Source organism: Viscerimonas tarda (assembly GCF_054601255.1).
Window position 1 is genome coordinate 31,759 of the sequence record NZ_BAAHWV010000014.1, and the last position, 25,322, is coordinate 57,080.

General features: G+C 44.2%; 23 protein-coding genes. 10 read left to right on the forward strand and 13 right to left on the reverse strand.

Annotation, left to right across the window (positions count from 1 at the left end; translation table 11 throughout):
- Positions 1–25 precede the first annotated feature (25 nt).
- Entirely contained in the window at positions 26–1,030 is a 1,005-nt protein-coding gene (locus tag ACYPWY_RS07940; protein WP_459684930.1) for an NAD-dependent epimerase/dehydratase family protein, read from the forward strand.
- 35 nt (positions 1,031–1,065) lie between these two features.
- Here ACYPWY_RS07940 and ACYPWY_RS07945 read toward each other — a convergent pair whose 3' ends face one another.
- The 6 genes from ACYPWY_RS07945 to ACYPWY_RS07970 all read right to left on the reverse strand — a co-directional run bounded on the left by ACYPWY_RS07945 (position 1,066) and on the right by ACYPWY_RS07970 (position 7,205).
- Positions 1,066–1,674, reverse strand: a complete 609-nt coding sequence (locus ACYPWY_RS07945; protein ID WP_459684931.1) for a nucleotidyl transferase AbiEii/AbiGii toxin family protein — start codon at positions 1,672–1,674, stop codon at positions 1,066–1,068.
- A 46-nt stretch (positions 1,675–1,720) separates the two neighbouring features.
- The gene (locus ACYPWY_RS07950; protein WP_459684932.1) at positions 1,721–2,065 is read right to left on the reverse strand and encodes a hypothetical protein; all 345 of its coding nucleotides are present in this window, start codon (positions 2,063–2,065) and stop codon (positions 1,721–1,723) included.
- A 55-nt stretch (positions 2,066–2,120) separates the two neighbouring features.
- Complete coding sequence (gene pbpC, locus ACYPWY_RS07955; RefSeq protein ID WP_459684933.1) at positions 2,121–4,508, reverse strand: penicillin-binding protein 1C; 2,388 nt, start codon at positions 4,506–4,508, stop codon at positions 2,121–2,123.
- Between the two features lie 29 nt (positions 4,509–4,537).
- Positions 4,538–5,335, reverse strand: coding sequence for a tRNA threonylcarbamoyladenosine dehydratase (locus tag ACYPWY_RS07960; protein WP_459684935.1), 798 nt, complete (start codon positions 5,333–5,335; stop codon positions 4,538–4,540).
- 133 nt (positions 5,336–5,468) lie between these two features.
- Positions 5,469–6,152, reverse strand: coding sequence for a murein L,D-transpeptidase catalytic domain family protein (locus ACYPWY_RS07965; protein WP_459684936.1), 684 nt, complete (start codon positions 6,150–6,152; stop codon positions 5,469–5,471).
- A gap of 33 nt (positions 6,153–6,185) precedes the next feature.
- The gene (locus ACYPWY_RS07970) at positions 6,186–7,205 is read right to left on the reverse strand and encodes a L,D-transpeptidase (protein ID WP_459684938.1); all 1,020 of its coding nucleotides are present in this window, start codon (positions 7,203–7,205) and stop codon (positions 6,186–6,188) included.
- 237 nt (positions 7,206–7,442) lie between these two features.
- Here ACYPWY_RS07970 and pstB point away from each other — a divergent pair, with 237 nt between their 5' ends.
- From pstB to ACYPWY_RS07990, 4 genes are read left to right on the forward strand one after another with little or no spacing between them, the layout of a single operon-like run.
- On the forward strand, positions 7,443–8,189 hold the full coding sequence (gene pstB, locus ACYPWY_RS07975; protein WP_459685018.1) for a phosphate ABC transporter ATP-binding protein PstB: 747 nt from the start codon (positions 7,443–7,445) through the stop codon (positions 8,187–8,189).
- Between the two features lie 10 nt (positions 8,190–8,199).
- The gene (gene phoU, locus ACYPWY_RS07980) at positions 8,200–8,865 is read left to right on the forward strand and encodes a phosphate signaling complex protein PhoU (protein WP_459684940.1); all 666 of its coding nucleotides are present in this window, start codon (positions 8,200–8,202) and stop codon (positions 8,863–8,865) included.
- A 13-nt stretch (positions 8,866–8,878) separates the two neighbouring features.
- Entirely contained in the window at positions 8,879–9,580 is a 702-nt protein-coding gene (locus tag ACYPWY_RS07985; RefSeq protein ID WP_459684941.1) for a response regulator transcription factor, read from the forward strand.
- Positions 9,577–11,328 carry a sensor histidine kinase gene (locus ACYPWY_RS07990; protein ID WP_459684942.1) on the forward strand — a complete coding sequence of 584 codons (1,752 nt, stop codon included), beginning with the start codon at positions 9,577–9,579 and terminating at the stop codon, positions 11,326–11,328. Before ACYPWY_RS07985 ends, ACYPWY_RS07990 begins: the two co-directional genes overlap by 4 nt.
- A 644-nt stretch (positions 11,329–11,972) precedes the next feature.
- Here the strand turns inward: ACYPWY_RS07990 and ACYPWY_RS07995 are convergent.
- Complete coding sequence (locus tag ACYPWY_RS07995; RefSeq protein ID WP_459684943.1) at positions 11,973–12,236, reverse strand: hypothetical protein; 264 nt, start codon at positions 12,234–12,236, stop codon at positions 11,973–11,975.
- Positions 12,237–12,353: 117 nt separating this feature from the next.
- Between ACYPWY_RS07995 and ACYPWY_RS08000 the strand changes: the two genes are divergently transcribed.
- From ACYPWY_RS08000 to ACYPWY_RS08015, 4 genes are all read left to right on the forward strand, one after another.
- Entirely contained in the window at positions 12,354–13,001 is a 648-nt protein-coding gene (locus tag ACYPWY_RS08000; RefSeq protein WP_459684944.1) for a DUF47 domain-containing protein, read from the forward strand.
- A 14-nt stretch (positions 13,002–13,015) separates the two neighbouring features.
- The gene (locus ACYPWY_RS08005) at positions 13,016–14,047 is read left to right on the forward strand and encodes an inorganic phosphate transporter (RefSeq protein ID WP_459685020.1); all 1,032 of its coding nucleotides are present in this window, start codon (positions 13,016–13,018) and stop codon (positions 14,045–14,047) included.
- A gap of 193 nt (positions 14,048–14,240) precedes the next feature.
- Positions 14,241–14,426 carry a hypothetical protein gene (locus tag ACYPWY_RS08010; RefSeq protein ID WP_459684946.1) on the forward strand — a complete coding sequence of 62 codons (186 nt, stop codon included), beginning with the start codon at positions 14,241–14,243 and terminating at the stop codon, positions 14,424–14,426.
- A 114-nt stretch (positions 14,427–14,540) separates the two neighbouring features.
- Positions 14,541–16,439 carry an amidophosphoribosyltransferase gene (locus ACYPWY_RS08015; RefSeq protein ID WP_459684947.1) on the forward strand — a complete coding sequence of 633 codons (1,899 nt, stop codon included), beginning with the start codon at positions 14,541–14,543 and terminating at the stop codon, positions 16,437–16,439.
- A gap of 45 nt (positions 16,440–16,484) precedes the next feature.
- Here the strand turns inward: ACYPWY_RS08015 and murI are convergent, their stop codons facing one another.
- From murI to ACYPWY_RS08045, 6 genes are all read right to left on the reverse strand, one after another.
- The gene (gene murI, locus ACYPWY_RS08020; RefSeq protein WP_459684948.1) at positions 16,485–17,321 is read right to left on the reverse strand and encodes a glutamate racemase; all 837 of its coding nucleotides are present in this window, start codon (positions 17,319–17,321) and stop codon (positions 16,485–16,487) included.
- Between the two features lie 74 nt (positions 17,322–17,395).
- The gene (locus tag ACYPWY_RS08025) at positions 17,396–17,920 is read right to left on the reverse strand and encodes an OmpH/Skp family outer membrane protein (RefSeq protein ID WP_459684950.1); all 525 of its coding nucleotides are present in this window, start codon (positions 17,918–17,920) and stop codon (positions 17,396–17,398) included.
- Positions 17,921–18,096: 176 nt separating this feature from the next.
- A complete protein-coding gene (gene infB / locus ACYPWY_RS08030; RefSeq protein WP_459684951.1) occupies positions 18,097–21,012 on the reverse strand; it encodes a translation initiation factor IF-2 in 2,916 nt (971 codons plus the stop codon).
- Positions 21,013–21,139: 127 nt separating this feature from the next.
- Entirely contained in the window at positions 21,140–22,402 is a 1,263-nt protein-coding gene (gene nusA, locus ACYPWY_RS08035; RefSeq protein ID WP_459684952.1) for a transcription termination factor NusA, read from the reverse strand.
- Between the two features lie 2 nt (positions 22,403–22,404).
- A complete protein-coding gene (rimP, locus tag ACYPWY_RS08040; protein WP_459684954.1) occupies positions 22,405–22,872 on the reverse strand; it encodes a ribosome assembly cofactor RimP in 468 nt (155 codons plus the stop codon).
- A gap of 141 nt (positions 22,873–23,013) precedes the next feature.
- Positions 23,014–24,156 (reverse strand): leucine-rich repeat domain-containing protein, encoded by a 1,143-nt coding sequence (locus tag ACYPWY_RS08045; RefSeq protein WP_459684956.1) that lies wholly within the window; start codon positions 24,154–24,156, stop codon positions 23,014–23,016.
- Positions 24,157–24,509: 353 nt separating this feature from the next.
- Between ACYPWY_RS08045 and ACYPWY_RS08050 the strand changes: the two genes are divergently transcribed.
- A complete protein-coding gene (locus tag ACYPWY_RS08050) occupies positions 24,510–25,283 on the forward strand; it encodes a prephenate dehydrogenase/arogenate dehydrogenase family protein (protein ID WP_459684958.1) in 774 nt (257 codons plus the stop codon).
- The last annotated feature ends 39 nt before the right edge of the window (positions 25,284–25,322 follow it).

Below are 25,322 nucleotides of genomic sequence, written 5' to 3' on the forward strand. Positions count from 1 at the left end.
TGTGTCATTTATATTTCGTTTACCGATGAGGATATTAATAACCGGAGCAAGCGGTTTTATAGGGAGTTTTTTGGTCGAGAAAGCCTTGAATGAAGGCTTTGAAACCTGGGCTGGAATCAGAAAAACCAGTAGTCGCGGATATTTGAAAGATTCCCGCATCCATTTTGTTGACTTTAATTTTGCCGATAAGGAAAAACTAAAGGAACAAATCGACAGTTTTTCGGCAACGACCGGAAAGTTCGATTATATTGTTCACAACGCCGGAATAACAAAAAGCCTGAACATCAAAGATTTTGATACGGTCAACTTCCTCAATACGAAGAATTTTGTGGAGGCTTTGATGGAGACCAATAACATCCCCCAAAAATTTCTCCTGATGAGCAGTCTGAGTGCGTATGGGGTGGGGGATGAGAAAAATTATACGCCTTTTGGCCTGAGCGATACACCGAATCCAAACACGGCCTACGGAAAAAGTAAGCTGAAAGCCGAGCAATTTCTACAGTCGCTACCGGGTTTTCCCTACATGATTCTGCGACCGACCGGCGTGTATGGGCCTCGCGAAAAAGATTATTACCTGATGCTTAAAACCGTTAAGGCCGGACTGGATGTTGGCGCCGGATTCCGTCCGCAGCATCTGACTTTTATATATGTGAAGGATTTGGTTGACGCTGCCTTCCTCGCCTTGAAAAGCCCGTTGACAAACAAGGCCTATTTTGTGGCTGACGGAGATGTATATACCGACAAGGAATATACGCAGCTGATTAAAAAGGTATTAGGTAAAAAACGGGCGCTGAATATTAAAATACCGCTCTGGCTGCTGAAAATCGTTTCAGTAATGTCCGAAAGCTTCTCGAAACTGACCAAAAAGCCCTTGACACTCAATCGCGACAAATACAAAATAATGCGTCAACGCAATTGGGAATGCGATACCACCCCGCTGATAAAAGACCTGGGATTTTCGCCCAAATACACTCTTTTTGATGGATTGACGGAATCGGTGGATTGGTATCGGCGGAATGGGTGGTTGTGAGGATGAGGGAAATAACTACGCAATAGTCTTGTATATCAGATGTATATGTTTTTTACTTTTTCAACCATAAAGTTTTCGATCTCTTTGGCAGTAATAGTATATTTCGGCTCCAATTGATCGAAAGAGGAATCATCTTTGAATCTATCGGAGTTGACTAACATGCCTAACAGGTTTTTGCTCTTCAAATTATGTCCTGAATATTTAAGGGCATTATTTATAATACATTTTATCTCCTCGGGCTGTTTCTCGTTCAATATACAATACAGGTCATAATAATCCCGAAACAGGGTTCTTCGCATCATTGTTTCCATTTTCAGGGATGCAATAGTGTCAACATCAGCCAAAATCAGGTTGTTGAGATACGGGACGGTTTTTATTATTGGGCTTCTTTTTTCGGGAGCATAGAACGACAATTTCACTCCTCCATCAATGAAGATTTCAATATGGTTAAATTCCAATATGTTCAGCGATTCAATCTTATAAAGGCTTTCCAGTTCTTTCTGAATAGAGGATATGTCAATGTCCATTTTCTCCGCTTTACGACTTTGCCAGCGCATAAAGTCGAGGTCCTCGCTCAGGCGATGCTTTATTTGCAAAGATAATGCTGTGCCTCCAACAAGGATATAGGGCTTAATTGAATCCATTTTCGATATAGATTCAATGACTTTTTTTGTTTTTTCAACCAGCGCTTTATACATAATTGGCAGCTATTTTATTAAAATGCCTGGTTTCCATTGATTTCAGGTATTGCAATGGCTTCTTGACATCGAAATACAAAAGGGCAAAGCACAAATTCATGGAAATTAAATAATCTCCTTGCGGCACAAGTTCGTCAAGCCAAACTCTCTTTACTTGTTTTTTCGGGTAAATATCGAACAGTAGTCCGGTATCATCCAAATCCAAATGGATGAGGGTGTATTTAATTAAATCTTTATCGGATAAATGATGACACGATTGCTTATCAAAAGACCAAAAAGCATGGGCTTTGTGGAGCTTTTGTTCTAAATAGCGCTTTATGTCATTTTTCGATTTCATCGTTCAAAGATACAAAACTATTTGATTTGACGGCTATGCCCTTACAACTTTGAACCTATTTCACCGTAAATTTCACCGAGGCCGTATTTCCGTCTTCGTCCACTACAGTTAATTTGTGCTCGCCTTTGGATGGGTGGGCTGTTTTTTTGTGAAAATGCTGTGTCTCTCCGATATAGCTGTTGTCTAAATGCCAGAAAATCCGTTTCTGCGAAAGGCGGTATGCCAGTTCAAAAACAAGTTCGCCTTCCGAGCCGTCGAGTTGCTTGGGTAAAGATATGACAGCTCCCGAAAAGGGGTAGATAAACTCCATTATCTTGTCTTGTCCGTTCCCCATGCATTCGGGCGAATAGGGCGGCAGCGATATGTAATCAGGATGTTGGTCTCTGTAATACAGTTCCCAGGATGCGGGCAAAACAAACCACGGGGTATGGACAATTCCGCGCGCACCGGCACAATCGTCGTAAACCTGATACTTTAAATCCTCCGATAGATTGACGGCAATGTGGTAGGGACAGGCGGTTGCATCCAATCCCTTCCGGCAAACAAGCGTTGTATCCGCCGATGCATCGGGGCAATTATAGCCTTTCAGGAAACCGCTTTCGCGACAGGTTTCCACCTTTACCAAATCGCCGGTCGGAACTCCAAACCAGCGCGAAGAGGGCAGGTAATTGAAAATATCGAACATCACCATCCCGGCTGTGCGGGATCCGGTCAGTCCGGGACGACCCTCCCCATCGGAATTTCCTACCCATACCCCAACGGCGTATCGGGGCGAAATGCCCACTGCCCAGCCATCGCGAAAGCCGAAACTCGTCCCTGTTTTCCAGGCTATTTTTTGTATGGATGGGATGGAACGCCAATCCAGCTCTTCGGGGCGATTTACGTTGGTCAGGGCTTCAAAAGTCTGCCAGATTGCTCCGGCAGAGAACAGAGGTTTGGAATGTGCTTCCTCCGGTTCGTCGTCCTCGTCCCTTTCGACATATAAATAAGATACGGGAGGATGTTGCAGGTAGGAGCCGGTGGACAGGTAATCGTTAAGCGTTTGTCCCATACCGGCATACATGCAGGTGATGTCCCACAATTTACCTTCCGCGCCGCCCAGAATAAGCGAAAGCCCGTAGTTATCGGCAGAACGCGTGATGGTAGTCATCCCTGCATTGATAAGCAAATTGCGGAATTTGGGTATCCCGTATTTTCGGAGGGAAACCACAAAAGGCACATTCAACGAGCGAGCCAATGCCTGTGAAGCAGGTACAGCCCCATCGTATTGCAAGCTGAAATTCTTGGGGCTGAACCCGTTTATATTTACCGGAATATCGGGCAATAGCTGATTGGGGAGCAGTACCCCGTCCTGCAACATGGCGCAATACAAAAAAGGCTTTAATATACTTCCCGTGCTGCGGGGCGATTGCAATATATCCACCTGATTGGCCGAGATGCTTTTCTCGAAATGTACGTTTCCGCAGTAAGCAACCACTTCATTTGTCTCCAGATCTATCACCATGGAGGCAATATTATTCACGCCATTCTGGGCAAATCCGGCATTCCACCGGTTCAAAATGCTCTCCACCTGAAGCTGGCGTTGCTTGTCGATGGTTGAACGCACTTGCTGTCCCGTTTTCTCGAGATAGATTCGGGTAACCAAGTGTGGCGCTATTTGCGGCAGGGGATAGGGTTGATTGGGCAGCGGTTCGTCCAGCGCCAGTTCGTAGCCGGTTTTATCCAGTATGTTTTTCTTATAAAGCCTTTCGAGCAGGCGGTTTCTCTTATCCAGTAACTTATCGCGGTTTCGGCCAAAGTGCATCATGGAGGGCGAGTTGGGAAGAACAGCCAAAGTAGCGGCTTCGGCCCACGAAAGCGTTGATATATCGTGCCCAAAATACCGCCACGATGCGGCGGCCACGCCTACTACATTGGCGCCCATGGGTGCATGGGAAGCATATAAATGAAGGATTTCGTCCTTGGAACAGGAAAACTCGAGGCGGGTCGCCCATATCATTTCGATTAGCTTTTCGGCGAAGGTACGTTTTTCTTTTCGGGCCAGGCGAACGGTTTGCATGGTAATGGTACTGGCTCCGCTGACCACCCGTTTATTCGACAGATTCTGTTGTATCGCGCGGGCGACAGAAACAGGATTCACACCCCAGTGGTATCGGAAATACTGGTCTTCAAACTCAATCAGGCATGTTTTGTAGTTGTCGGGGAGGGAGTCCACCGATGGAAAACGCCACTGCTGGTCGGTTGCCAGGCGGGCGCCAATCAGCTCGCCGCGCCTGTCGGTAACAACCGTGCTGTAAGGTACATCGAAGAGGGTGGAGGGCAGGCAAAAAACATACCACACCAACAACACGAACAGGACAGGAATCCCCATCCGGTACTTCCTCTTGCTGTTTTTGTACTTTTCGAGTAAACGAATCGCCTGTTGTTTTATGCTGTCTCTCATGCTGTTTTGCACCATCGGTAGCCATCCGGCTATTTACCGTAAATATCTTGTATGACCAATCCGGCCAAGGTGAAGCCAAATATGGCCGTGGTATGTGCCAGGGCGCCGTTTATCTGGGCTTTCATGCTGCACCATTCGTGGTTGACTAAGCTGGGGTCTCCGGGACCTGCTTCGGCTCGGGGGCAAAGGCATTTTTCGGTTCCGCAGGACGAACTCCGGCCTTTGTTCTCCAACACTTCTTCGCTGTAAACACACAAGAATTTTTTCGAGGGCATTCCATTCTTCTTCAACCGCCGCCTCAATGCCGCTCCAAGCGGGCAGCCCTTTACTTTCCAAAACTCATCGACACGGATTTTGGAAGAATCCAGCTTGAGAGCTGCGCCCATCGACGAGAAAAAGACCGAATTGGTTTTGGTGGCCTCCTGAATCAGGAACATTTTGTTTTCGAGGCTATCAATGGCATCTATAATATAGTCGTAGCTGTCCAGCTGAAAAAAATCGCTCGTCCCTCTGCTGTATATCATCTGAAGCGCATTTATTTCGGCTGTCGGGTTGATGTCCAATAGCCGTTCTTTCAGCGCGTCCACTTTTACTTTTCCCACCGTTTTGGTCGTAGCCATCAACTGCCGGTTGATATTGGTTACGCATATTCTGTCGGAATCCACAATCGTGAGATACCGGATACCCGAACGCACCAAACTTTCGGCGCACCAGCTCCCCACGCCGCCCACGCCGAATATAATGACCCGTGCACCGGCTATTGTTTCCATCAACTCGTCGCCCAGCAGCAACTCGGTTCGTTTAAATATACCTTTTTCTATTCCCATTACTCTTTTTTGAATACGAATACAAAAGTACAATTTTTGAGAACATCCCCGAAATGTGTGAGGAGTAAATATCCAATGGGAATAATGTAGGGTCGTAGCATGCCACGTCTCTACATTATATTGTCCGTTATTTTTATTGAAAGACGTACGAGGATAAAACGGGGCTCTTTTTGGCGTAGGTTTTATCGTTGGCGTAGATGAAAAGAATAGTGCCGCCTTTTATTGTATCAATCACTTTCTGGCACATCGCCTGGGGAATGGCCGGGCAGCCAAGGCTTCGTCCGAGCCGTCCGGATGAGGCAATGACAGAGGGGTTGGAATAGGACGCGCCATGTATGACTATCGCCCGTTCTTTTGCCTTGTCGTTAACGCCCCTTTCCAGGCCGTCGAGGATGAGGGAATAGCCGTTTTTCCCTTGGTAGGTATTTTCGGTTACGTAAAAGCCAAGCGAGCTTTTGTACGATCCGTTTTGGTTGGAAAATGAGGTGGCATAGTTTTCGCCGCTGTTCTTCCCATGCGAAACAAGCGATGAATAAAGCAGCCGCTTTTGTTTCATATCCAAAATATAGAGGCGTTCTTTGGTCGATGGTTTCGAGAAATCAATCAACGAAAGAATATCCTTGTTTTTGGCATCTATTTTATTGTAGCCCAAGATGGCTTGCTCAAAGGCCGCATAATTTATCACATGCTGCAAATGCATCTCGGTATAGAGGTTATAACACGTTGATACAGCCGGAACCAAAGGCGCTGTCTCCTTATTGGAAGAGTAGCCAAAGGGAACTAAAAGGAGGAAAAGAAATATAAAAAATCGGCGCATAGAAAATTACAAATCGTACAAAGGTATATTTTTTTAGTCAAAAACAAAAATAACCGAACGGTCTGTCGGCGCCCGGTCGTATATAAATTTTGAGTGCGAGGTGGCATTTCTCACACACATGTGCGAGCGTGGAGTGGTGCCGAGCGAGGCGCTAAACTCTATCATTTCGGTGCGGGGAACATTCACCGGAATGCCGTGTATATATGCGCCATTGGTGAAACGGCTGGCCCATGGAGCAAAACCGCCTGTTTCTACCGAACCGTCTTTCAGGAAAACCATTTTGGATTTTTTCTCCTGAACAACAAAAAGTCCGACAGGTGTTTCCTGTGCATACGGTGGCTTGTGCATACCCGTAGTAGCCGGATTCATACTTCGTACAAACCAGATAGAATCGAGCTTTTCGAGGCTTGCAATATTCTGATTGACCCGATCGACAAAAATCGCGTTTTTGAAAATAACCGTATCGCTCAATGTTTTAATGTATTTCTTTGGCACCAGCCATTTTCCACTAAAATTGGTGTTTTCTATCTGAACAAAATCCGAGCTATCGTTGCTGCTTATGATTTTGACCAGGGAGCCATCCCTCCCATAACGTTCGGCAACAAGCGAATCGTTGAGCAGGAACATCGGAATTGATTGATAGCGCTCTACGCCCAATGTGTCGGCAACACGGTCATATACATTTCTGATAAACGTTCTGACAAGCGGAGCCTCTCCGTTCAGGTTTTTATAATTTCGCAAAATACCCCACTTGGCAGGTTTAAGTTGAATAGAATCAAGGAAAAACAAGCGTTCCTGTATTTTAGTCCACTGAAACTCCCGTGTCGTATCTTTGTACGGATACACATCTTCCAGTAGATGCTGTTCGTACGTCAATTCTTTTTCTATCTTAATATCGTCAATAGTCAGGAGTATTTCTGGCGCCAGGCTTTCGACGCCAATGGATAAGGAATCGGGAACATATTGCTCGGGAACCGTTTCTTTTTGTGTGTTTTGAGTGCAAGAGCTGAATATTAAAAGACTAAAAAATAAGCATCGGGTAGCTACTTTCATGGTATAACTATCGGTTTGTTTACTACATGTTGATTTTAGACCTGCAAATATACCACCTTAAAATCAATAATTGAATCATATTAAACGATTTAACAAAAAACGGGCGATTATTTTAGTCTGTTTTGAAACAAAATCTTGTTATATCATTACACCCGCATAATATTGTAACCGATTCGTAACAAATCTGTTTTCGCATCGTAATGTAATAGATAGACCTTTGCGAAAGCAAAATTGATGATGATCGAAACAAGAAATATCAACTTCTATTACAGCGATTTCCATGCTTTGAAAAATATCAATGTGGAAATGCAGGCGAATACGGTTACCGCACTTATCGGACCTTCCGGTTGTGGAAAATCGACCTTCTTGCGCCTCTTCAACCGGATGAACGATTTGATTGACGACACCCGCCTGACCGGTGAATGCCTGATTGACGGACAAAACATATATCATAAATCGGTTCAGGTGGACGAACTGCGAAAAAAAGTGGGAATGGTGTTCCAAAAACCCAATCCATTTCCAAAATCCATTTTTGAGAATGTGGCTTACGGACTGCGGGTGAACGACATAGGCAACAAGTCGTTTATTGCGCAACGGGTAGAAGAATCGTTGCAGGCCGCCGCCCTTTGGGACGAGGTGAAAGACAAGCTGAAAAAATCGGCATTCGAGCTTTCGGGCGGACAGCAGCAGCGTCTTTGCATTGCCCGCGCCTTGGCGATTTCGCCCTCCATTTTGTTAATGGACGAACCGGCTTCGGCGCTCGACCCGATTTCGACATCCAAAATAGAGGAGCTAATCTATTCGCTCAAAACGAAATACACCATCGTCATCGTAACGCATAACATGCAACAGGCAGCCCGTGTGAGCGACAAGACCGGTTTTTTTATGTTGGGAGAATTGGTTGAATTCAATGATACAAAAAAGATGTTCTTAAATCCCGAAAAGGAACAGACACAGAATTATATAACCGGGCGATTTGGATAATATTGAATTTATGAAACATACCGAAACAGAATTACATGCGCTTAAAGAAGAGCTGAGCCAAATGTGGAAATTAGTGCTTTCTCAACTCGAAAAAGCCAAACAGTCGTTCCTGACCGGCGACATTGAAATGGCATGTGAAATTGCCAGCCGCGAAAAAATGGTCGATGCCTTCGAGTTGAGGATTGACAGCGATTGCGAAAACTACATCGCCTTATACAATCCTGTGGCGGTGGACTTGCGACTGGTTTTGTCGTTAATCAAAATAAGCATCACCCTCGAACGTATCGGCGACTTTGCCGAAAGCATTGCCCGCCATGTCATCGACGGAGAATGCAAGCAATTAGACCCACAGTTGGTGGAAGAGTTGCAGATGGAAAAAATGTTCGACACACTTATCAGTATGTTGTCCGACAGTTTCGTCGCCCTTGAATCGGAAAACACCAAAATATCGGGGAAAATCCTGGCCAAAGACAACGAAATTGATGTGCTCTACTTCGATTCGCTGAATATTCTGACGAACTACCTGCAACAGAATCCGGCCTTCATTCGCTGTGGGCTGAGAACCTTTCTGCTTATCCGCAAGCTCGAACGCATTGGCGACCATTGCAGCAACATCGTAGAAGAAATTGTTTTTTACGTGGATGCCAAAGTTTTGAAACACCGTGGAAAAATTTGATTATCTTTGCTTTATGAATATAAGTAAAAATGTTCCACAAAAAATCCTTGTTGTAGATGACGAAGCCGTCATTTGCGAAGTGCTTGAGTTCAATCTGGCCAACGAAGGATTTGATATTACCTGCGCCCATTCGGCAGAGGAGGCCTTGGAAAAACTCAGTCCCGATTATTCTCTTATCCTTTTGGATGTGATGATGGGCGGAATGTCGGGGTACAAGCTGGCTGAAAAACTGCGGCAGAAAAAGAATCAGATTCCCATTATTTTCTTGACGGCTAAGGATACCGAAAACGATATGCTGACCGGCTTTTCGGTTGGCGGAGACGATTATATATCCAAACCCTTTTCGATAAAAGAGGTTATCGTCCGCGTGAAAGCCGTCTTAAAAAGATACGACAATTCGGAAGGTAAATCGAGCCGCAAACTTATTTTTGACGACCTGGTCATCGACCTCGAATCGAAAGAGTTGACCATCGGGGCCGACAAAATTTTGCTGACAAAAACCGAATTTGAATTAATCGTACTCCTGGCCGAGAACCCCGAAAGAATATATTCGCGCGAAGAAATTATCGACCGCGTCTGGCGTGAAACGTCTTATATTACCGAACGAACAGTTGATGTGCATATTACCCGTTTGCGTAAAAAATTGGGGGAACACGCTTCCCTGATTTCCAACCGCGCCGGTTTTGGTTACCGTTTTACTATTCCAAAGACATGAAAACAAGTTACAAACAAAAATTATTCCTGTACTTTGTTGTTATTTTCGCGTTGTTTACCATTGGCATTCTCTTATTTGAACAATCGCGCGAGAGGGAACACAAAACAGAAGCATTGGAAGAGAAATTAGACGCTTTTGCCGATATTGTTCATGTAGCATTGAAGCAACAATCTAATCAGCAACAAGTTATCGACAGCTTAAAATCGCTGCTCCCCGAAAATATCCGCTTGACGGTGATTGACCGGCAAGGCCATGTGTTGTACGATAACGAGATTAAAGAAATTTCCCAAATGGGAAATCACGCGCAACGTCCCGAAATGAAAAACGCCCGTGAAAAAGGAAAAGGATACGATATTCGCGTTTCCTCATCCAATAATAAAGAGTATTTGTATTATGCCAAACGCTTCAACGACAATTATATACGTGTGGCGCTACCTTACGATATTCAGGTACGGCACTTTTTGAAACCGGACAATCTTTTCCTCTATTTTATTATCATCTTCTTTGTGGTTATGCTGGCTCTTATCAACTGGGTAGCCGGCCGGTTCAGTAAGTCCATCAAGCAACTCCGCGATTTTACTTACTTAATTGAAAATGGCGATTGGCGATTGGAGAATGAAAACAATTTTCAGCCCTCAACGCTCAAGGCTCAATTCCCCAAAGACGAATTGGGTGAGATAAGCGAAAAAATTGCGGAAAATTACCTGCAATTAAAGGAAAGTGAAAAAGAAATAGCGCTCGAACGCGAAAAATTACTGCAACATGTTCACAGCTCGGAAGAAGGCTTGTGCTTTTTCTCTGCCGATAAATCCGTTGAATTTTATAATGGATTGTTTATCCAGTACCTGAACACCATAACCGACGAAGCGGACAGCAATCCCCCAAGTGTATTTACGGATATTTCGTTCGAAAAAATCACCGCTTTCATTGCCAACAGGGAAAAAGCGGATACCTACTTCGAGGCTCAAATAAATAAACAGGGGCGGGATTTTGTTGTCAGAGTGAATATTTTTGAGGATAACAGCTTTGAAATCATCATTAACGATATTACCAAACAGGAGAAAACGCGCCGCATGAAGCAGGAAATGACGGGAAATATCACCCACGAACTGCGTACGCCTGTAACCGGCATCCGCGGTTGCCTGGAAACCATTATAGAACATCCATTAACTCCCGAAAAAAAGCAATATTTCATAGAACGCGCCTACAATCAGGTATTGGTACTTTCGGAGTTGATACAGGATATGAGCCTGATTACCAAAATAGAAGAAGCGCCTCAATCCTTCAACCTGGAAGCGGTTGATGTGGAAAAATTGCTCGAAAACTTAAAAAACGACATGGAAATCTTTCTTCGGGATAAAAATATCCAAATGGAATGGAATCTGGACGGGGAGGTTATTGTAAGAGGCAACCGGAATTTACTTTATTCCATTTTCAGGAACCTGACCGACAATGTTATCCGTTATGCCGGGCCGGATGTAAGTATCGCTATCAAAAAATACAATGAAGATAAAGATTTCTACTATTTTTCGTACTCCGATACCGGAACCGGCATCCCCGAAGAACAACATCTGAACCGTTTATTCGAACGTTTTTACCGCATCAACGAGGGCCGGACAAGAGACACAGGCGGCTCAGGCTTAGGATTATCCATCGTAAAAAACGCCATTGCCTTCCACAAGGGGACGATTGTCGCCAAAAACAAAGCCGGTGGCGGATTGGAATTTTTATTCAGCCTGAGAAAGTAATAAACAATCGGGGGGAAACCGCAGGGCAAACGTATGAAAAAAGTCCGAACAAGCTAAGGCTGAAAGCCTTTGATAACCCAGCCCAACGCAGCGCGTTGGGAAAGAGAGCCAATGTGTTGATGTGCTGATATGCTAATGTGTTGATGGCGCAAAGCGACAACAATTTCATTATTCATATCAGCACATCAACACATCATTTTGCGCCCTGCAAAGGGCAATATCTCACTATGCTGGGCTTACAGCTGGGGTGGCATAAATCGGGGTATCTTCATAAAAAAAGTACCATCCTTAAAAATATGTTGACTTTAAATAGCTTACAGTCAATTAAAAAATCAAAGAATCAAAGAATCCCGTCAGGGATTACCGCTCGGTAGAAAACAGTATGATGCCGAATTATCCCGCATTCCGCAGGAATGCATCCAGAAATAGCCAACAGGATACATTCCTACGGAATGAAAGCAGCGGCTTTGTAGCTTTGTGCTTTTGCGTATCTTTGTAAAAGTATAAATAAAATAATGGTTATATGGTGTTTCTTTTTTCATTGCTAAAAGAGTAAGTGGATGGTATTTATTTTTTCAATAAATGCCGATTGGCGCCACCCCACCTGAAAGAGGCAACATATCAAGGCAAACGCATGAAAAATTTTACTGCTTATGCCTTTCGGTAAAGTTGCTGATATGAGCTGAAGATTCCTCCCTTTGGTCGGAATGACGGTCTTCTTTTTTGGAGAGGGGATGAGGAAGCGGTGGCTTTGCCGCCGCTTCCTCATCCCTTAAACCGCCAATAGGCGAGTCATTCCGACTAAAGGGAGGAATCTCATCCGTAACAATGGTTCTAAAATTTAGTAGCTTTGCCCTGAGGGGGAAACTGCCCTTGAGTAGTTGGCAGTTATGAAAATTGGTATGCAACCCAAACAATTATGTTAAAATACCGCAATCCTTTTAAATTTTATTTTATCTTTGCGACAGTTTTCATGCACTTTAGGTTTTAAGGTCACTATTAAGTATAAATATTGATAAACTTCTATGAAGAATAATTTATTCGAAAGATTCCTTCCAAAAGAAAACAGGTTCTTTTTGTTGCTCAAAGAAATGGCTGATGCTATACTGAATGCGTCAGAGTTGATGATTGATTGCGTACAGTCCACTAATCACCAGGAGGTTGTAGCTATCTACAAAAAAATCAAGGATCAGGAACTCCTGTGCGATAGTTTGCAAAACAAAATATTCGAAGAGTTGAATGCCTGTTTCATTACCCCTTTCGACAGGGAAGACATCAATCAACTGTCGGGCAATATAGATAATGTTGCCGATTATATCAACAGCTGCGCCAAGCGCATTATGCTGTATAACCCGAAAGCAATGCCCGAAAGCGCCCTGATACTGGCTCATTTGGTGAAACGTTCGGCCGAGGGCCTCACCAAAGCAATTGGCGAGCTCGACGGATTAAAGAAGAATCCGACAGAAATAACGGAATATTGCCGACAGCTAAAAGACATTGAGCACGAAGCCGATGATGTATATGAACATTTTTTAATAGATTTGTTCGAAAACGAAAAAGACAGTATCGAACTAATCAAGCAAAAAGATATACTTCACGAGTTGGAACGTGCAACAGACGCTGCCGAAACAGTGGGTAAGATTATTAAAACGATTATTGTCAAATACGCGTAAATACATAAAAAATGTTGACACTCTTAATACTAATCATTATCCTGGCTCTTGTGTTCGATTTTATTAATGGGTTTCACGACGCCGCTAATTCCATAGCCACTATTGTTTCCACAAAAGTATTAACGCCGACACAAGCCGTTATCTGGGCTGCATTTTTCAACTTTGTTGCCTATTTTATCGCTGTGCATTTTTTGGGCGGCTTTGGAGAAAGCATTGCCAATACTGTAGCCAAAACAGTTTATCCGGAGTTTATTACCTCTCATGTGGTTGTCGCCGGATTGGTTGCCGCCATTGGCTGGAACCTCCTCACCTGGTGGTTGGGTATTCCGTCATCCTCGTCCCACACGCTTATCGGCGGATTTGCCGGATCGGCCATAATGGCCAGCGGACTAGGGTCGGTACAAAGCGGTGTGATAATAAAAATAGCTTCGTTTATTGTGCTGGCGCCGCTTATCGGTTTGATTATCGCATTCTTACTGACCATACTGACATATCGTATATGTGAAAAGCAAAATCCGCACAAGGCAAACAATTGGTTCAAGCACCTCCAATTACTCTCTTCTGCTTTATTCAGCATCGGGCACGGATTGAACGATTCCCAGAAAGTAATGGGAATTATCGGCGCAGCCCTTATTGCCAATCAGGGTATTCCCGATCTGCCCGAATGGATGCAAATGAGTTCCATGAGCGAAATGCCCCAATGGGTACCCTTAATGTGCTTTTCGGCAATTGCGCTGGGTACAATGTCGGGCGGGTGGAGAATTGTAAGGACAATGGGAACCAGAATCACTAAGGTTACACCATTGGAAGGCGTTGTAGCCGAAACAGCGGGAGCATTGACATTGTATCTGACCGAAATACTGAAAATTCCCGTAAGTACTACACATACCATTACAGGGGCGATCATTGGCGTGGGCGCTACAAAAAGACTATCCGCCGTACGCTGGGGCGTAACAAAAAATCTGTTGTGGGCATGGATATTAACGATCCCTGTCAGCGCGCTGGTGGCGGCAGGCATATATTGGCTATTGGGTTTTGTTCTGTAATAATGAGAGCAATGTACCCGGATATACCAATGAGAGAATAATTAGTAGGGCAAACGCATGAAAAAAAGTCCGTAAGGCTTTCAGCCTTATGGCTATACTCTACAAGCATTTTCATGCGTTTGCCCTGGAATAATTAGCCATTATTTGTAAAATATGAGATAAAAGTAGTACCTTTGTATAAGAAACAAGAATTATGGCAAGAGCTATCGCTGAAACACCTGAATTAACGGGTGAAATGGCAAAAAAGTTTCGTATTGATATGATTGAATCTTTGGGCAAAAAAATGACCCAGGGAGAGGTTGATGCGAAAATGAGAGAGATAGAAGAAATGAGGAAAAGTTACGAATTGATGGTTTCTATTTCAAGTGAATGTTATTGAGCAAATACAAAAATGTTTTTTATTGCAATTCTCTAAAATAGAATGAGGTCGGCTGTTTTATGGCCGGCTTTGTTGTTTTGGAAATTGGCAGCTATATAATCAACTAAGTAAATTATGACAGAAGCTTTAAAGCACGAATGTGGTATAGCAATGATTCGCCTGCGGAAACCACTGGAATATTATCAGGAAAAATATGGAAGCTGGCAGTATGGGCTAAACAAACTTTACCTGTTGATGGAGAAACAACACAACCGCGGACAGGAAGGCGCCGGATTGGCAGTCGTTAAAATAGACAGTAAACCGGGTAGCGAATTTGTTTTCAGGGAAAGGGCAACCGGTTCGGGAGCTATTTCGGAGATATTTGCCAATGTCCACAAAAACTACGAAAAGGTGCCCCAACAACGTTTGCAGGACGTATTTTATGCCAAAGACAACCTGCCTTTTGCCGGCGAACTGTTCTTGGGACATCTGCGTTACAGCACCACCGGAAAAACCGGAATATCTTATGTACACCCATTCTTACGGAGAAATAACTGGACTTCACGCAACATAGCTCTGGCCGGAAACTTCAACCTGACAAACGTCGATGAATTGTTTGCCGACCTGCTCAATCAGGGGCAACACCCCCGGGACTATGCCGATACATTTGTTATGCTCGAAACCCTGGGACACGGCCTCGACCGCGAAGTGCAATACCAGTACGACCGCTTCGGCAAAGATACCGGCCTTAAAGGGGAGGAACTGAATGATGTGATAGAAAAAAACCTCGATATTCCGTTTATGTTGAGGGAGGCAAGCAAAAAATGGGACGGCGGTTTTGTTATCTGCGGACTGATTGGCTGTGGAGACGCTTTCACCTACCGCGACCCTTGGGGAATACGCCCCGCCTATTATTACTACGACGACGAAATTGTGGTCGTTGCATCCGAACGCCCTGTTATCCAGACATCTATGAATCTGGAGGCCGAAAGCGTGAAAGAATTGAAACCCGGGCAGGCAATTGTTGTAAAAAAGGACGGCGCCGTTTCGCTGCCACAAGTAGTGGAACCGAAAAAAGTTACGCCCTGTTCGTTTGAGCGCATCTATTTCTCGCGCGGGTCGGACAAAGATATTTATCAGGAACGTAAAGAATTGGGCAAATTGTTGCTCCCCAACATCCTGAAATTACTGGATAACGATCTTCAGAATTCGGTCTTTTCTTTTATCCCCAACACCGCCGAAGTGGCTTTCTTCGGGATGGTAGAAGGACTCAACGAGCATTTGAATGGGGTGAAACAGCAGAAGATACGCGAAAAGGGAAATGACATTACCGATGAGGAACTGCGACAGATATTGGCCTATCGTGTCCGCACCGAAAAAGTGGCCATAAAAGATATTAAGCTCCGGACATTTATTGCTCAGGACAATGGACGGGACGATTTGGCAGCACATGTTTACGACATTACCTATAACTCGATACGTCCCTGCAAAGACAATCTGGTGGTTATTGACGACAGTATTGTGCGGGGTACCACCCTCAAACAAAGTATCATCAAGATGCTCGACAGGCTGCACCCGAAGAAGATTGTGATTGTTTCTTCTTCGCCTCAGATCCGTTATCCCGACTGTTATGGTATCGACATGTCGCGTTTGTCGGAGTTTGCAGCATTCAGGGCGGCCATTGAGTTGCTTAAGGACAAAGGTATGCAAGGTATTATCGACCGCGTTTACCGGAAATCTTCGGAACAGCGCAACAAGCCCAAAGAAGAAATAGTGAACTATGTAAAAGAGATTTACGAACCTTTTACCGACGAAGAGATTTCGGCAAAGATGTCGGGCATGCTGACGCCTAAGGGTATCAATGCCGAGGTAGAAATCGTATTCCAGTCGATAGCAGATTTGCATAAAGCCTGCCCCAACAACAGTGGCGACTGGTATTTTTCGGGCGATTATCCTACCCCCGGAGGAAACAGGATGGTGAATACCGCCTTCCTGAATTATATAGAGGGGATTGATAAGCGGTCGTATTATTAGAGGCAGCCTTAGCCTGTTCGGACTTTACTCTGCCTTTGCGGTTGATTAGCAGTCCAAGCTAATCCTTTCGGCTGTAATGTGCTTGCTCAAAAATATGGATGCTGCTTCTGCAAATTTTTTGGGAGCTTCTGTCGAATAGTATTTTGTTTGTCCGTTTCGGGTGCAACTATTATCTATTTCGGGGTGCCGGTGCAGGTAATCTTTTAAACTTTGGGCTACATAGACGCCTTGTGTGATTATATTGACGCCGGCGGGTATGTACTTCTTTATTTTGTTTATCAAAAGAGGGTAGTGGGTACATCCTAAGATAATGGTGTCGATTTCGGGGTCTTTATTCAGCAGGTTATTGATGTTCTTTTTAATAAAGTAATCGGCTCCATCGCTTTCATACTCTTTGTTTTCGACCAATGACACCCACATCGGGCAGGCCTCGCCTGTTGCCTGAAAGTCGGGATAAAATTTATTTATTTCGATTGAATACGATTGCGACCGGATAGTGCCGATAGTCCCCAAAATGCCGATATGCCCGTTCTTGGTTACCTCGTCCAGTATTTCGACCGTAGGATGTATAATGCCCAGAACGCGTTTGCTGGAGTTTATGCAGGGCAGGTCTTTTTGCTGAATTGTTCGCAAGGCTTTTGCCGATGCTGTGTTGCAAGCGAGGATTACCAAATTGCATCCCATGTCGAATAGCCTTTCCACAGCCTGTTTCGTAAATTCATAAACAACGTCGAACGACCGCGAACCGTAAGGCGCTCTGGAGTTATCGCCCAAATAAATGAAATCATATTCCGGTAGCAGGGATTGCATTTTGGCGAGAATAGTTAATCCGCCATAGCCGGAATCAAATACGCCAATGGGGCCTGATATAAGTTTATTCATGAGTAATGGGAGATGACGGTTGGGGGACTATAAGAACCTGAAAATTGATTACGCCTGACTCGTAACAATTGGAATTATTCTTCTGTTAGTTTTCTTTTTACCAGCGGATTGGCATCAACTGCCAGTGGAGTTACATACGCAATAGCCGGATTTGCCCGGTCGTAGATGCATACAAAATTTTCTTCCTTACCAACTTCCTCAATGGCTTTCTTCAACTTTTTGCGCAAGGGTTCTATTAATTGTAGTTCCTGGCTTTCAATATCTTCTTGCGCCACTTTCATAAAAGCGTTTATATTCTTCTCCAATTCAGACAATTCCTGCATCCGGCGAAGCTTGATGCTTTCGGACAAGGTGTTCTGATCGGAAATGAAATCGGAGTATTTTTTGTTATAATCGTTCTGCATGACAACCAGCTCGTCTTTGTATTTCTGATTCAGCTCGCTAATGGCTTGTGTAGCAGCTATTTTACCAGGAACCAGTTCCAATAATTCGCTAGAATTAATGGAGGCAACTCTTTCAGAAATCTGTGCGGTTATATTTTGAGAGAAGAGTGTGAAAACGAAAGCGAACAAAGCGTTCAATAAAACTTTTTTTACCATCGGTGTATTGTAATTGCTTGTCTATATCCACTCCGCAACCTGAAACCAATTTCGACAGCTGTGTTTTGTCGGTGGCAGTTCATTACCACCGATCAAGGTAAAGATTGGGGTTACAACTATCGATTGGTTTTTCTAGGTTACGTTTTATCGTGCAAATATAAGTATAATCTTTTAGATTACAATGTTTTTTTGACTTCAATTTCTTCAAAGGCCTCAATTATGTCGCCAACCTTTATGTCGTTATAGTTATGGATGTTCAATCCGCACTCGTATCCGGTGGCAACTTCTTTCACATCGTCCTTGAAACGTTTTAAGGTTCCAAGCTCTCCCGAGTAGATGACGATACCATCGCGGATAAGGCGTATTTTGTTCGAGCGTTTGATTTTTCCGTCTTTCACCATACATCCGGCAACGGTTCCCACTTTGGTTATCTTGAACACTTCGCGTACCTCCACGTTGGCTGTTATTTCCTCCTTAATATCGGGCGACAACATACCTTCCATAGCCGATTTCACTTCTTCTATGGCATCGTAGATGATGGAGTAAAGCCTCAGTTCTACACCTTCTTTTTCGGCTGCTTTTCGTGCGGCGGAAGATGGGCGTACCTGAAATCCGATGATGATTGCATCCGACGCGGCAGCCAACGATATATCCGATTCGGAAATTTGTCCGACGGCTTTATGTATTACATTTACCTGAATTTCATCGGTTGACAAGCGAATCAACGAGTCGGACAAGGCTTCTATCGAACCATCCACGTCCCCTTTCACAATCACATTCAATTGTTGGAAGTTTCCGATGGCAATCCGGCGGCCTATATCGTCGAGTGTCAGTATTTTCTGTGTACGGAGGCCTTGTTCGCGTTGCAGCTGTTCGCGTTTGTTTGCTATTTCGCGGGCTTCCTGTTCTGTTTCCAGTACGTGGAATTTGTCCCCAGCCTGTGGTGCGCCGTTCAAGCCCAATATCAATGCCGGTTCGGCTGGAGCGGCCTGGTCGATACGTTGGTTACGCTCGTTGAACATGGCTTTTACTTTACCGAAATAGGTTCCGGCCAAAATTATATCCCCTTGTTTCAATGTTCCGTTCTGAACAAGCACGGTGGACATGTATCCGCGTCCTTTATCCAGAGACGATTCGATGATTGAACCTACTGCCCGTTTGTTTGAGTTGGCTTTCAGGTCGAGCATTTCGGCCTCGAGCAACACTTTTTCGAGCAATTCGGATATTCCGATGCCTTGTTTGGCCGATATATCCTGCGACTGGTACTTGCCACCCCACGATTCTACCAGGTAGTTCATACCGGCAAGGGTTTCTTTTATTTTTTCGGGATTCGCACCCTGTTTATCTATTTTATTGATTGCGAACACAATAGGTACGCCTGCCGCGGAAGCGTGATTGATGGCTTCTATGGTTTGAGGCATCACACTGTCGTCGGCAGCTACTATGATGATGGCAATATCGGTTACCTGAGCTCCTCGCGCACGCATGGCGGTAAACGCTTCGTGTCCGGGTGTATCGAGGAATGTGATGCGGCGACCCGATTTCAGACTAACGTTATACGCCCCGATGTGCTGGGTAATACCTCCGGCCTCGCCGGCGATTACATTGGTCTGGCGGATATTGTCCAGCAACGATGTTTTACCGTGGTCAACGTGCCCCATCACCGTAACGATAGGTGCGCGCGGGAGCAAGTCTTCTTCCAGATCTTCTTCTTCGGTGATGGCTTCTACTACTTCGGCGCTCACATATTGCGTCTTGAATCCAAATTCCTCGGCCACAATGTTAATTGTTTCGGCATCAAGCCGTTGATTGATGGAAACCATGATGCCGATGCTCATGCAGGTAGATATAATCTTCACCACCGGAACATTCATCATGTTTGCCAAGTCGTTTGCAGTAACAAATTCAGTGATTTTAAGCACCTTGCTTTCCTGCATTTGTTGTTCCAGCTCTTCCTGCTGTTTTTGCTGTACGGCTTCTCTTTTTTCTTTCCGGTATTTTGCTCCTTTGTTCTTGCCTTTGTTGGTGAGGCGCGCCAAAGTTTCCTTTATTTGCTTCTGAACCTCATCGTCGTTCACTTCGGCTTTATTCGGCGATTTCCGAAGATTAAGCCGCTGCTTGCTGTCCTTTGAGCCAGCTTGTCCGCCTGCATTCTGAACGGGAACGCCTTTTTCGATGTCTATTTTCCCTTTTTTTATCCGGTTGCGTTTCTTCTTTTTTAAGTCTTCGCTTTTTTCGTCTTCGGATATTTTCCCTTTTTTCGATTCTTCCTCTTTTTCCTTTTTCAAAAGCTTAACTGTGTTTTCTTTCAGTTTCTTTTGATCGGCCATTTCTTTTTCGAGGCGTTCTTTGCGCTTTTCGGCTTTCGTTTTCTTGGCCGGACGGGTTTTGTCGTTAATAGCGCTCAGATCGATATTCCCTTTTACCACAATGTTCGACTTGAAAGCAGGACTGTTCAGCCTGAATACTTCCGCTTCGGGATTGCTGTTTTCTTCGGGTTTTGTTTCTTCTTCCTCTGCTTTTTGCGGAACCACAACGGGCTTTTCCGGTTCTGCCGGTTCTGCTACGGTTTTGCTTTCAATCACTTCAACCTCCGGTTCAGTCGCTTCGGGTTTTGTTTCAACGGGCTGTTCTTCTTTCACTTCTTCCTTTACGGGCGCCGGCGCCGGTGTTTCTTTCACTACGGGTTTCCCGGGCTCGGGCGATTGTTTCTTTTCGGACGAAGCTCTTCCTTTGTTTAAGTTGTTGAGGTCTATTTTATCTACTATCTGGAAGCGGGGCTTGAAGTCTTCCGGTACTTCGGTCTGAATTTCTTCTATTACCTTTTTGGGCGCTTCTTCCGCTTCGTATCCGTCAATGGAAACGGTTTCCCGTTCTCTTTTCTTTTCTTTCTGAAGTTCTTTATTTTGATCGGATGCAAGTTTTATTTTTTTATCGGAGCCAAATTCAGTTAAAAGCAATTCGTACTGTTCATTGTCAATTTTCGTATTGGGATTTGCTTCTACGGTAAATCCTTTTTTTTGCAAGTATTCAACTAAACTGCTGATACCTACATTCAAATCTTTTGATACTTTTATTAATCTTATAGACATATTTACTTTTTAAATCTAAAAAAATGAACAGTTGAGAACCTCTTAATACTGAGTTTTTCTCGCCTTTGCTATTTCTTGCGATATGCAAAAATATTAAGAAATAGCTTAATAACCAAATACAAAAGGACTATGCTTCGTCTTCGTCCTCAAATTCGGCTCTGAATATTGCTAATACTTCGTCAACGGTGCTTTCTTCGAGGTCGGCATCGGCGATAAGTTTTTCGCGGTCGATGGCTAATACATTTTTCGCGGTTACACATCCTATTTTCTTCAGTTGCTCAATCACCCATTCGTCAATTTCATCGCGGAATTCATCCAGATAGATGTCTTCTTCGTCGAAGTCGTCAATATCGCGATATACATCTATGGTGTAGCCGGTGAGCATACTTGCCAGTTTGATGTTCAACCCGCCTTTACCAATGGCGAGCGATACCTCTTCGGGGCGGAGGAATACCTCGGCGCGGTGTTCTTCCTCGTTCAGCTTGATGGACGATACTTTTGCCGGACTTAGCGCCCGTTGAATGTAGAGGCTCATGTTAGACGTATAGTTGATGATGTCGATGTTTTCGTTCCTCAATTCCCTCACGATGCCGTGTATGCGCGAGCCTTTCATCCCCACGCAGGCGCCTACGGGGTCTATCCGGTCGTCATACGATTCTACCGATACTTTGGCTCTTTCGCCGGGTATGCGGGCTATATTTTTAATGGTAATCAATCCATCGTTTATTTCGGGCACTTCCAACTCGAAAAGCCGTTCGAGAAATACGGGTGAGGTGCGCGACAGAATAATCTTGGGGTTGTTGTTTTTGTTTTCTACACGGGCAACAACGGCGCGCACATGTTCTCCCTTACGGAAAAAGTCGGAGGGTATTTGTTCGGTTTTCGGCAACAGCAGCTCTTCTTTGTCGTCGTCAAGCAACAGCAGTTCTTTTTTCCATATCTGGTAAACTTCGCCCGATACAATTTCGCCTACTTTTTCCTTGTATTTGTTGAACAGGCTGTCTTTTTGCAGTTCCAGTATTTTGGATGCCAGGGTTTGACGCAGGTTCAGTATGGCGCGGCGGCCAAATTCCTGAAAGAATACTTCGTCCGTAACGTCTTCGCCTACTTCAAAGTCCGCATCTATTTTTTTTGCTTCCGAAAGCGAGATTTCGGTATTGGGGTCGGCCAGTTCGTTGTCTTCAACAATTTTCCGGTTTCTCCATATTTCCAGGTCTCCTTTGTCGGGGTTGATGATTACATCGTAGTTTTCGTCCGTACCGAACATCTTAGCGATAACGTTTCTAAACGATTCTTCGAGAACGTTTATCATTGTCATTCTGTCTATACTTTTCAGTTCTTTAAATTCTGAAAAGGTATCAATCAGATTAATTACCTCTTTCTTAGCCATGGTTATTTGAATCTTATTAAATATTTCGTGTATTTTACCTCGCTGTAGCCGAATGATAAATCTTCTTCTACGGCTATTTTTCTTTTGGCCCCTTCGGGTTTCACCAGTTTTGTTATTGTCAGGGTGAATTTTTCGTCATCGTTGTCCTTCAGCACGCCCGACAGTTTTTGCCCGCCTTTGGTCAGCACTTCCACTTCATTTCCTCTGTTTTTGGTGTATTGACGCGGTATTTTGAAGGGCGATGTGATTCCTGCCGAACCCACTTCCAGTTCAAAATCTTCCTCATCGCGGTTCAATCGCGATTCGATGTTTTTGCTCAGTTGGGCGCAGTCGTCGATGCCGATACTGTTATCACTGTCTATTTCGACCAGGATGCTGTTCCCCGGTCTAACCGTTACATCCACCAAAAAATAAGCCGGATCGGTTAAGAACTCATTGACTATGTCTGCTATAAATTGCTTGTCTGCCATATAAAAAATCAACGAAAAAGAGGAAGCTTTCCGCCTCCTCTTTCATTTCTGTGTGCAAAGGTAGTGTATTTTGTACTTATATCCAAATGTTTGGCGGGTTATTTTATCGAAGCCTTCCTCAAAAGTCCCTCCGCGGGGGATTTAGGGGGCTGCTGTTTTCCTCACCGTTGCTTTGCCCGACCGGCGCAACTCTTTCGCAATATAAATACTACCGTGCTGCGGTTGCGATACCACTTGGCCTCGCAGGTTGTAGTATTGGGTGGAGATGATGGGGTCGTTGGAGGTTGCAACGGTTTCTATGCCCGATGCAACATCGTCTTGGATATGGGTAAAATTTTTCCACTCGTTAGCTACTTGGTAGGCTTCTTTACTGCCTGTTGGAACGTGCAAGGTTGCAGTAAGATAATTTATTGTATTGAAGCTACCTGTACAAACTGGTGGAGTGGTATTTTGTACATAAATATCTGTTAAGCTGCCACAGCCCGAAAAAGCCTGCTTTCCAATACTTGCTACGCTGTTACCAATGGTAACAGATGCGAGACCGGTGCAATTGGTAAAAGCATTACTTCCAATGTATGTGATACTGTTGGGGATAGTAAAATCTGTTAAGTTGCTACAAGCTCCAAAAGTACCCTGTTCAATGCGGGTTACTTTTTCGGGAATACTGATGGATGTTAAGCCACTACAACCTGAAAAAGCAGAACGTCCGATACTGGCTACGTCCTCGGGAATACTGATAGAAAGCAGAGCGCTGCATCCTTCAAAAGCCGACTCTCCAATACTTACTACGCTGTCGGGGATATTAACCGAAGCTAGGCTGCTACAACCGGCGAAAACATAAACACCAATAGTTGTTACGACATTGCCAATACTAACGGATGTCAAATCGGTACAACTCATAAAAGTCCGATCTCCAAAGCTTATTACATCGTCAGGGATGGTTATGGAGGCTAAACTAGGGCAACCGGCAAAAGCATAACTTCCAATTTTTGTCACGCTTTCGGGTATCGTAAGATCTGTTAAACTGCTACAAGCTGAAAAAGCATAGTTCCCAATCGTTGTTACACCCTCCTGTATATCTACTGTTGTAATAAGGGAACGATAAGAGTACCAAGGTAAATAACTTGTATTTTGGTAATCCCACATCGCCCCCTCTCTACTAATAGTAAGTGTGCCGTTATCATACGTCCAACTAAGATTTTCGCCGCAATCGCCACTTTGCGCAAAGCCTGTTACTACGACCAGAGAACAGGCAAGGGTTAGGAGTAGTTTTTTGAGTTTCATACGGTATCAGGTTAAGTGATTAAGAATATATCATAACTTTATATTGCAAATATATGTTTTTTTAAGGTATGTAATGGCTGAATCGCTAAGAAATTTTTCGCTTTTTAACTATCTTTTATCTATTGCAACCAAGGGCAAACGCATGAAAAAGGGTTCACTGATAACACCCCGTATTTAGTCCCATGCGGGACTAGACCAGTTTTGCCGATAATTCAATCCCTTCATTACCACGAAAGTATATAATTTTTTCATGCGTTTGTCCTATGGGAGTATCAGAACAAAGAATTATATTTATCTTTGTGTCCGAAAATATAGTTAGTGAAATATTACACATATAATATATAGCTCAAATAATGAAAATTTTGATACTGGGGGCAGGAAAGATGGGTTCTTTCTTTGCCGATGTCTTGAGTTTTGACCACGAGGTCGCTGTTTTTGATACCGACCTTAAACGCCTGCGCTTTGTTTACAACACGGTGCGATTAAGTAATCCGGAGGAGATTCAGGATTTCAAGCCGGAAATAGTAATTAATGCGGCTACCGTAAAATATACGATTGACGCTTTTGAAATGGTATTGCCTTACCTCGGCGAATCGTGCATTTTATCGGATATTGCGTCGGTAAAAACCGGTTTGAAGGAGTATTATGCAAAAGCAGGCAGGCCCTTTGTGTCATCGCATCCCATGTTCGGCCCCACTTTTGCCAACCTGAGCGACTTAAGCACGCAGAGCGCCATTATTATATCCGAATCGAACCATTGGGGCAAGATATTCTTCAAAGATTTGTACAATAGTCTGAAACTGAATGTGTTTGATTACACCTTTGAGGAACACGACGAAACCATAGCCTACTCGCTGTCGATACCTTTTGCCTCCACGCTGGTATTTGCATCGGTAATGAAGCATCAGGAAGCTCCCGGAACAACTTTCAAGAAGCACATGAACATTGCGCGGGGCTTGCTGTCGGAAGACGATTTTTTGTTGACAGAGATACTCTTCAACCCCCACACCCCGGAACAGCTGGGACTAATCCGTCAGGAACTGGCCAAGCTGTTGACCATCATCGAGAAAAAAGATTCAAAAGCGATGGTGGAGTTTTTGACACGGGTGCGGAAAAATATTGAATAAAGAAGTTCAAAGTTTCAGGTTCAAAGTTCAACGTTTAAA

Bases quoted from the DNA above. Each gene is read 5' to 3' on its own strand.
- pstB (WP_459685018.1), top strand. From the start codon at position 7,443: ATGATCGAAACAAGAAATATCAACTTCTATTACAGCGATTTCCATGCT.
- ACYPWY_RS07970 (WP_459684938.1), bottom strand. From the start codon at position 7,205: ATGAAAGTAGCTACCCGATGCTTATTTTTTAGTCTTTTAATATTCAGC.
- ACYPWY_RS08015 (WP_459684947.1), top strand. From the start codon at position 14,541: ATGACAGAAGCTTTAAAGCACGAATGTGGTATAGCAATGATTCGCCTG.
- ACYPWY_RS07950 (WP_459684932.1), bottom strand. From the start codon at position 2,065: ATGAAATCGAAAAATGACATAAAGCGCTATTTAGAACAAAAGCTCCAC.
- ACYPWY_RS08045 (WP_459684956.1), bottom strand. From the start codon at position 24,156: ATGAAACTCAAAAAACTACTCCTAACCCTTGCCTGTTCTCTGGTCGTA.
- ACYPWY_RS08050 (WP_459684958.1), top strand. From the start codon at position 24,510: ATGAAAATTTTGATACTGGGGGCAGGAAAGATGGGTTCTTTCTTTGCC.
- ACYPWY_RS07965 (WP_459684936.1), bottom strand. From the start codon at position 6,152: ATGCGCCGATTTTTTATATTTCTTTTCCTCCTTTTAGTTCCCTTTGGC.
- ACYPWY_RS07990 (WP_459684942.1), top strand. From the start codon at position 9,577: ATGAAAACAAGTTACAAACAAAAATTATTCCTGTACTTTGTTGTTATT.
- ACYPWY_RS08010 (WP_459684946.1), top strand. From the start codon at position 14,241: ATGGCAAGAGCTATCGCTGAAACACCTGAATTAACGGGTGAAATGGCA.
- nusA (WP_459684952.1), bottom strand. From the start codon at position 22,402: ATGGCTAAGAAAGAGGTAATTAATCTGATTGATACCTTTTCAGAATTT.
- pbpC (WP_459684933.1), bottom strand. From the start codon at position 4,508: ATGAGAGACAGCATAAAACAACAGGCGATTCGTTTACTCGAAAAGTAC.
- ACYPWY_RS07960 (WP_459684935.1), bottom strand. From the start codon at position 5,335: ATGGGAATAGAAAAAGGTATATTTAAACGAACCGAGTTGCTGCTGGGC.
- ACYPWY_RS07945 (WP_459684931.1), bottom strand. From the start codon at position 1,674: ATGGATTCAATTAAGCCCTATATCCTTGTTGGAGGCACAGCATTATCT.
- ACYPWY_RS07940 (WP_459684930.1), top strand. From the start codon at position 26: ATGAGGATATTAATAACCGGAGCAAGCGGTTTTATAGGGAGTTTTTTG.
- ACYPWY_RS08000 (WP_459684944.1), top strand. From the start codon at position 12,354: ATGAAGAATAATTTATTCGAAAGATTCCTTCCAAAAGAAAACAGGTTC.
- phoU (WP_459684940.1), top strand. From the start codon at position 8,200: ATGAAACATACCGAAACAGAATTACATGCGCTTAAAGAAGAGCTGAGC.
- infB (WP_459684951.1), bottom strand. From the start codon at position 21,012: ATGTCTATAAGATTAATAAAAGTATCAAAAGATTTGAATGTAGGTATC.
- ACYPWY_RS08025 (WP_459684950.1), bottom strand. From the start codon at position 17,920: ATGGTAAAAAAAGTTTTATTGAACGCTTTGTTCGCTTTCGTTTTCACA.
- murI (WP_459684948.1), bottom strand. From the start codon at position 17,321: ATGAATAAACTTATATCAGGCCCCATTGGCGTATTTGATTCCGGCTAT.
- rimP (WP_459684954.1), bottom strand. From the start codon at position 22,872: ATGGCAGACAAGCAATTTATAGCAGACATAGTCAATGAGTTCTTAACC.
- ACYPWY_RS07985 (WP_459684941.1), top strand. From the start codon at position 8,879: ATGAATATAAGTAAAAATGTTCCACAAAAAATCCTTGTTGTAGATGAC.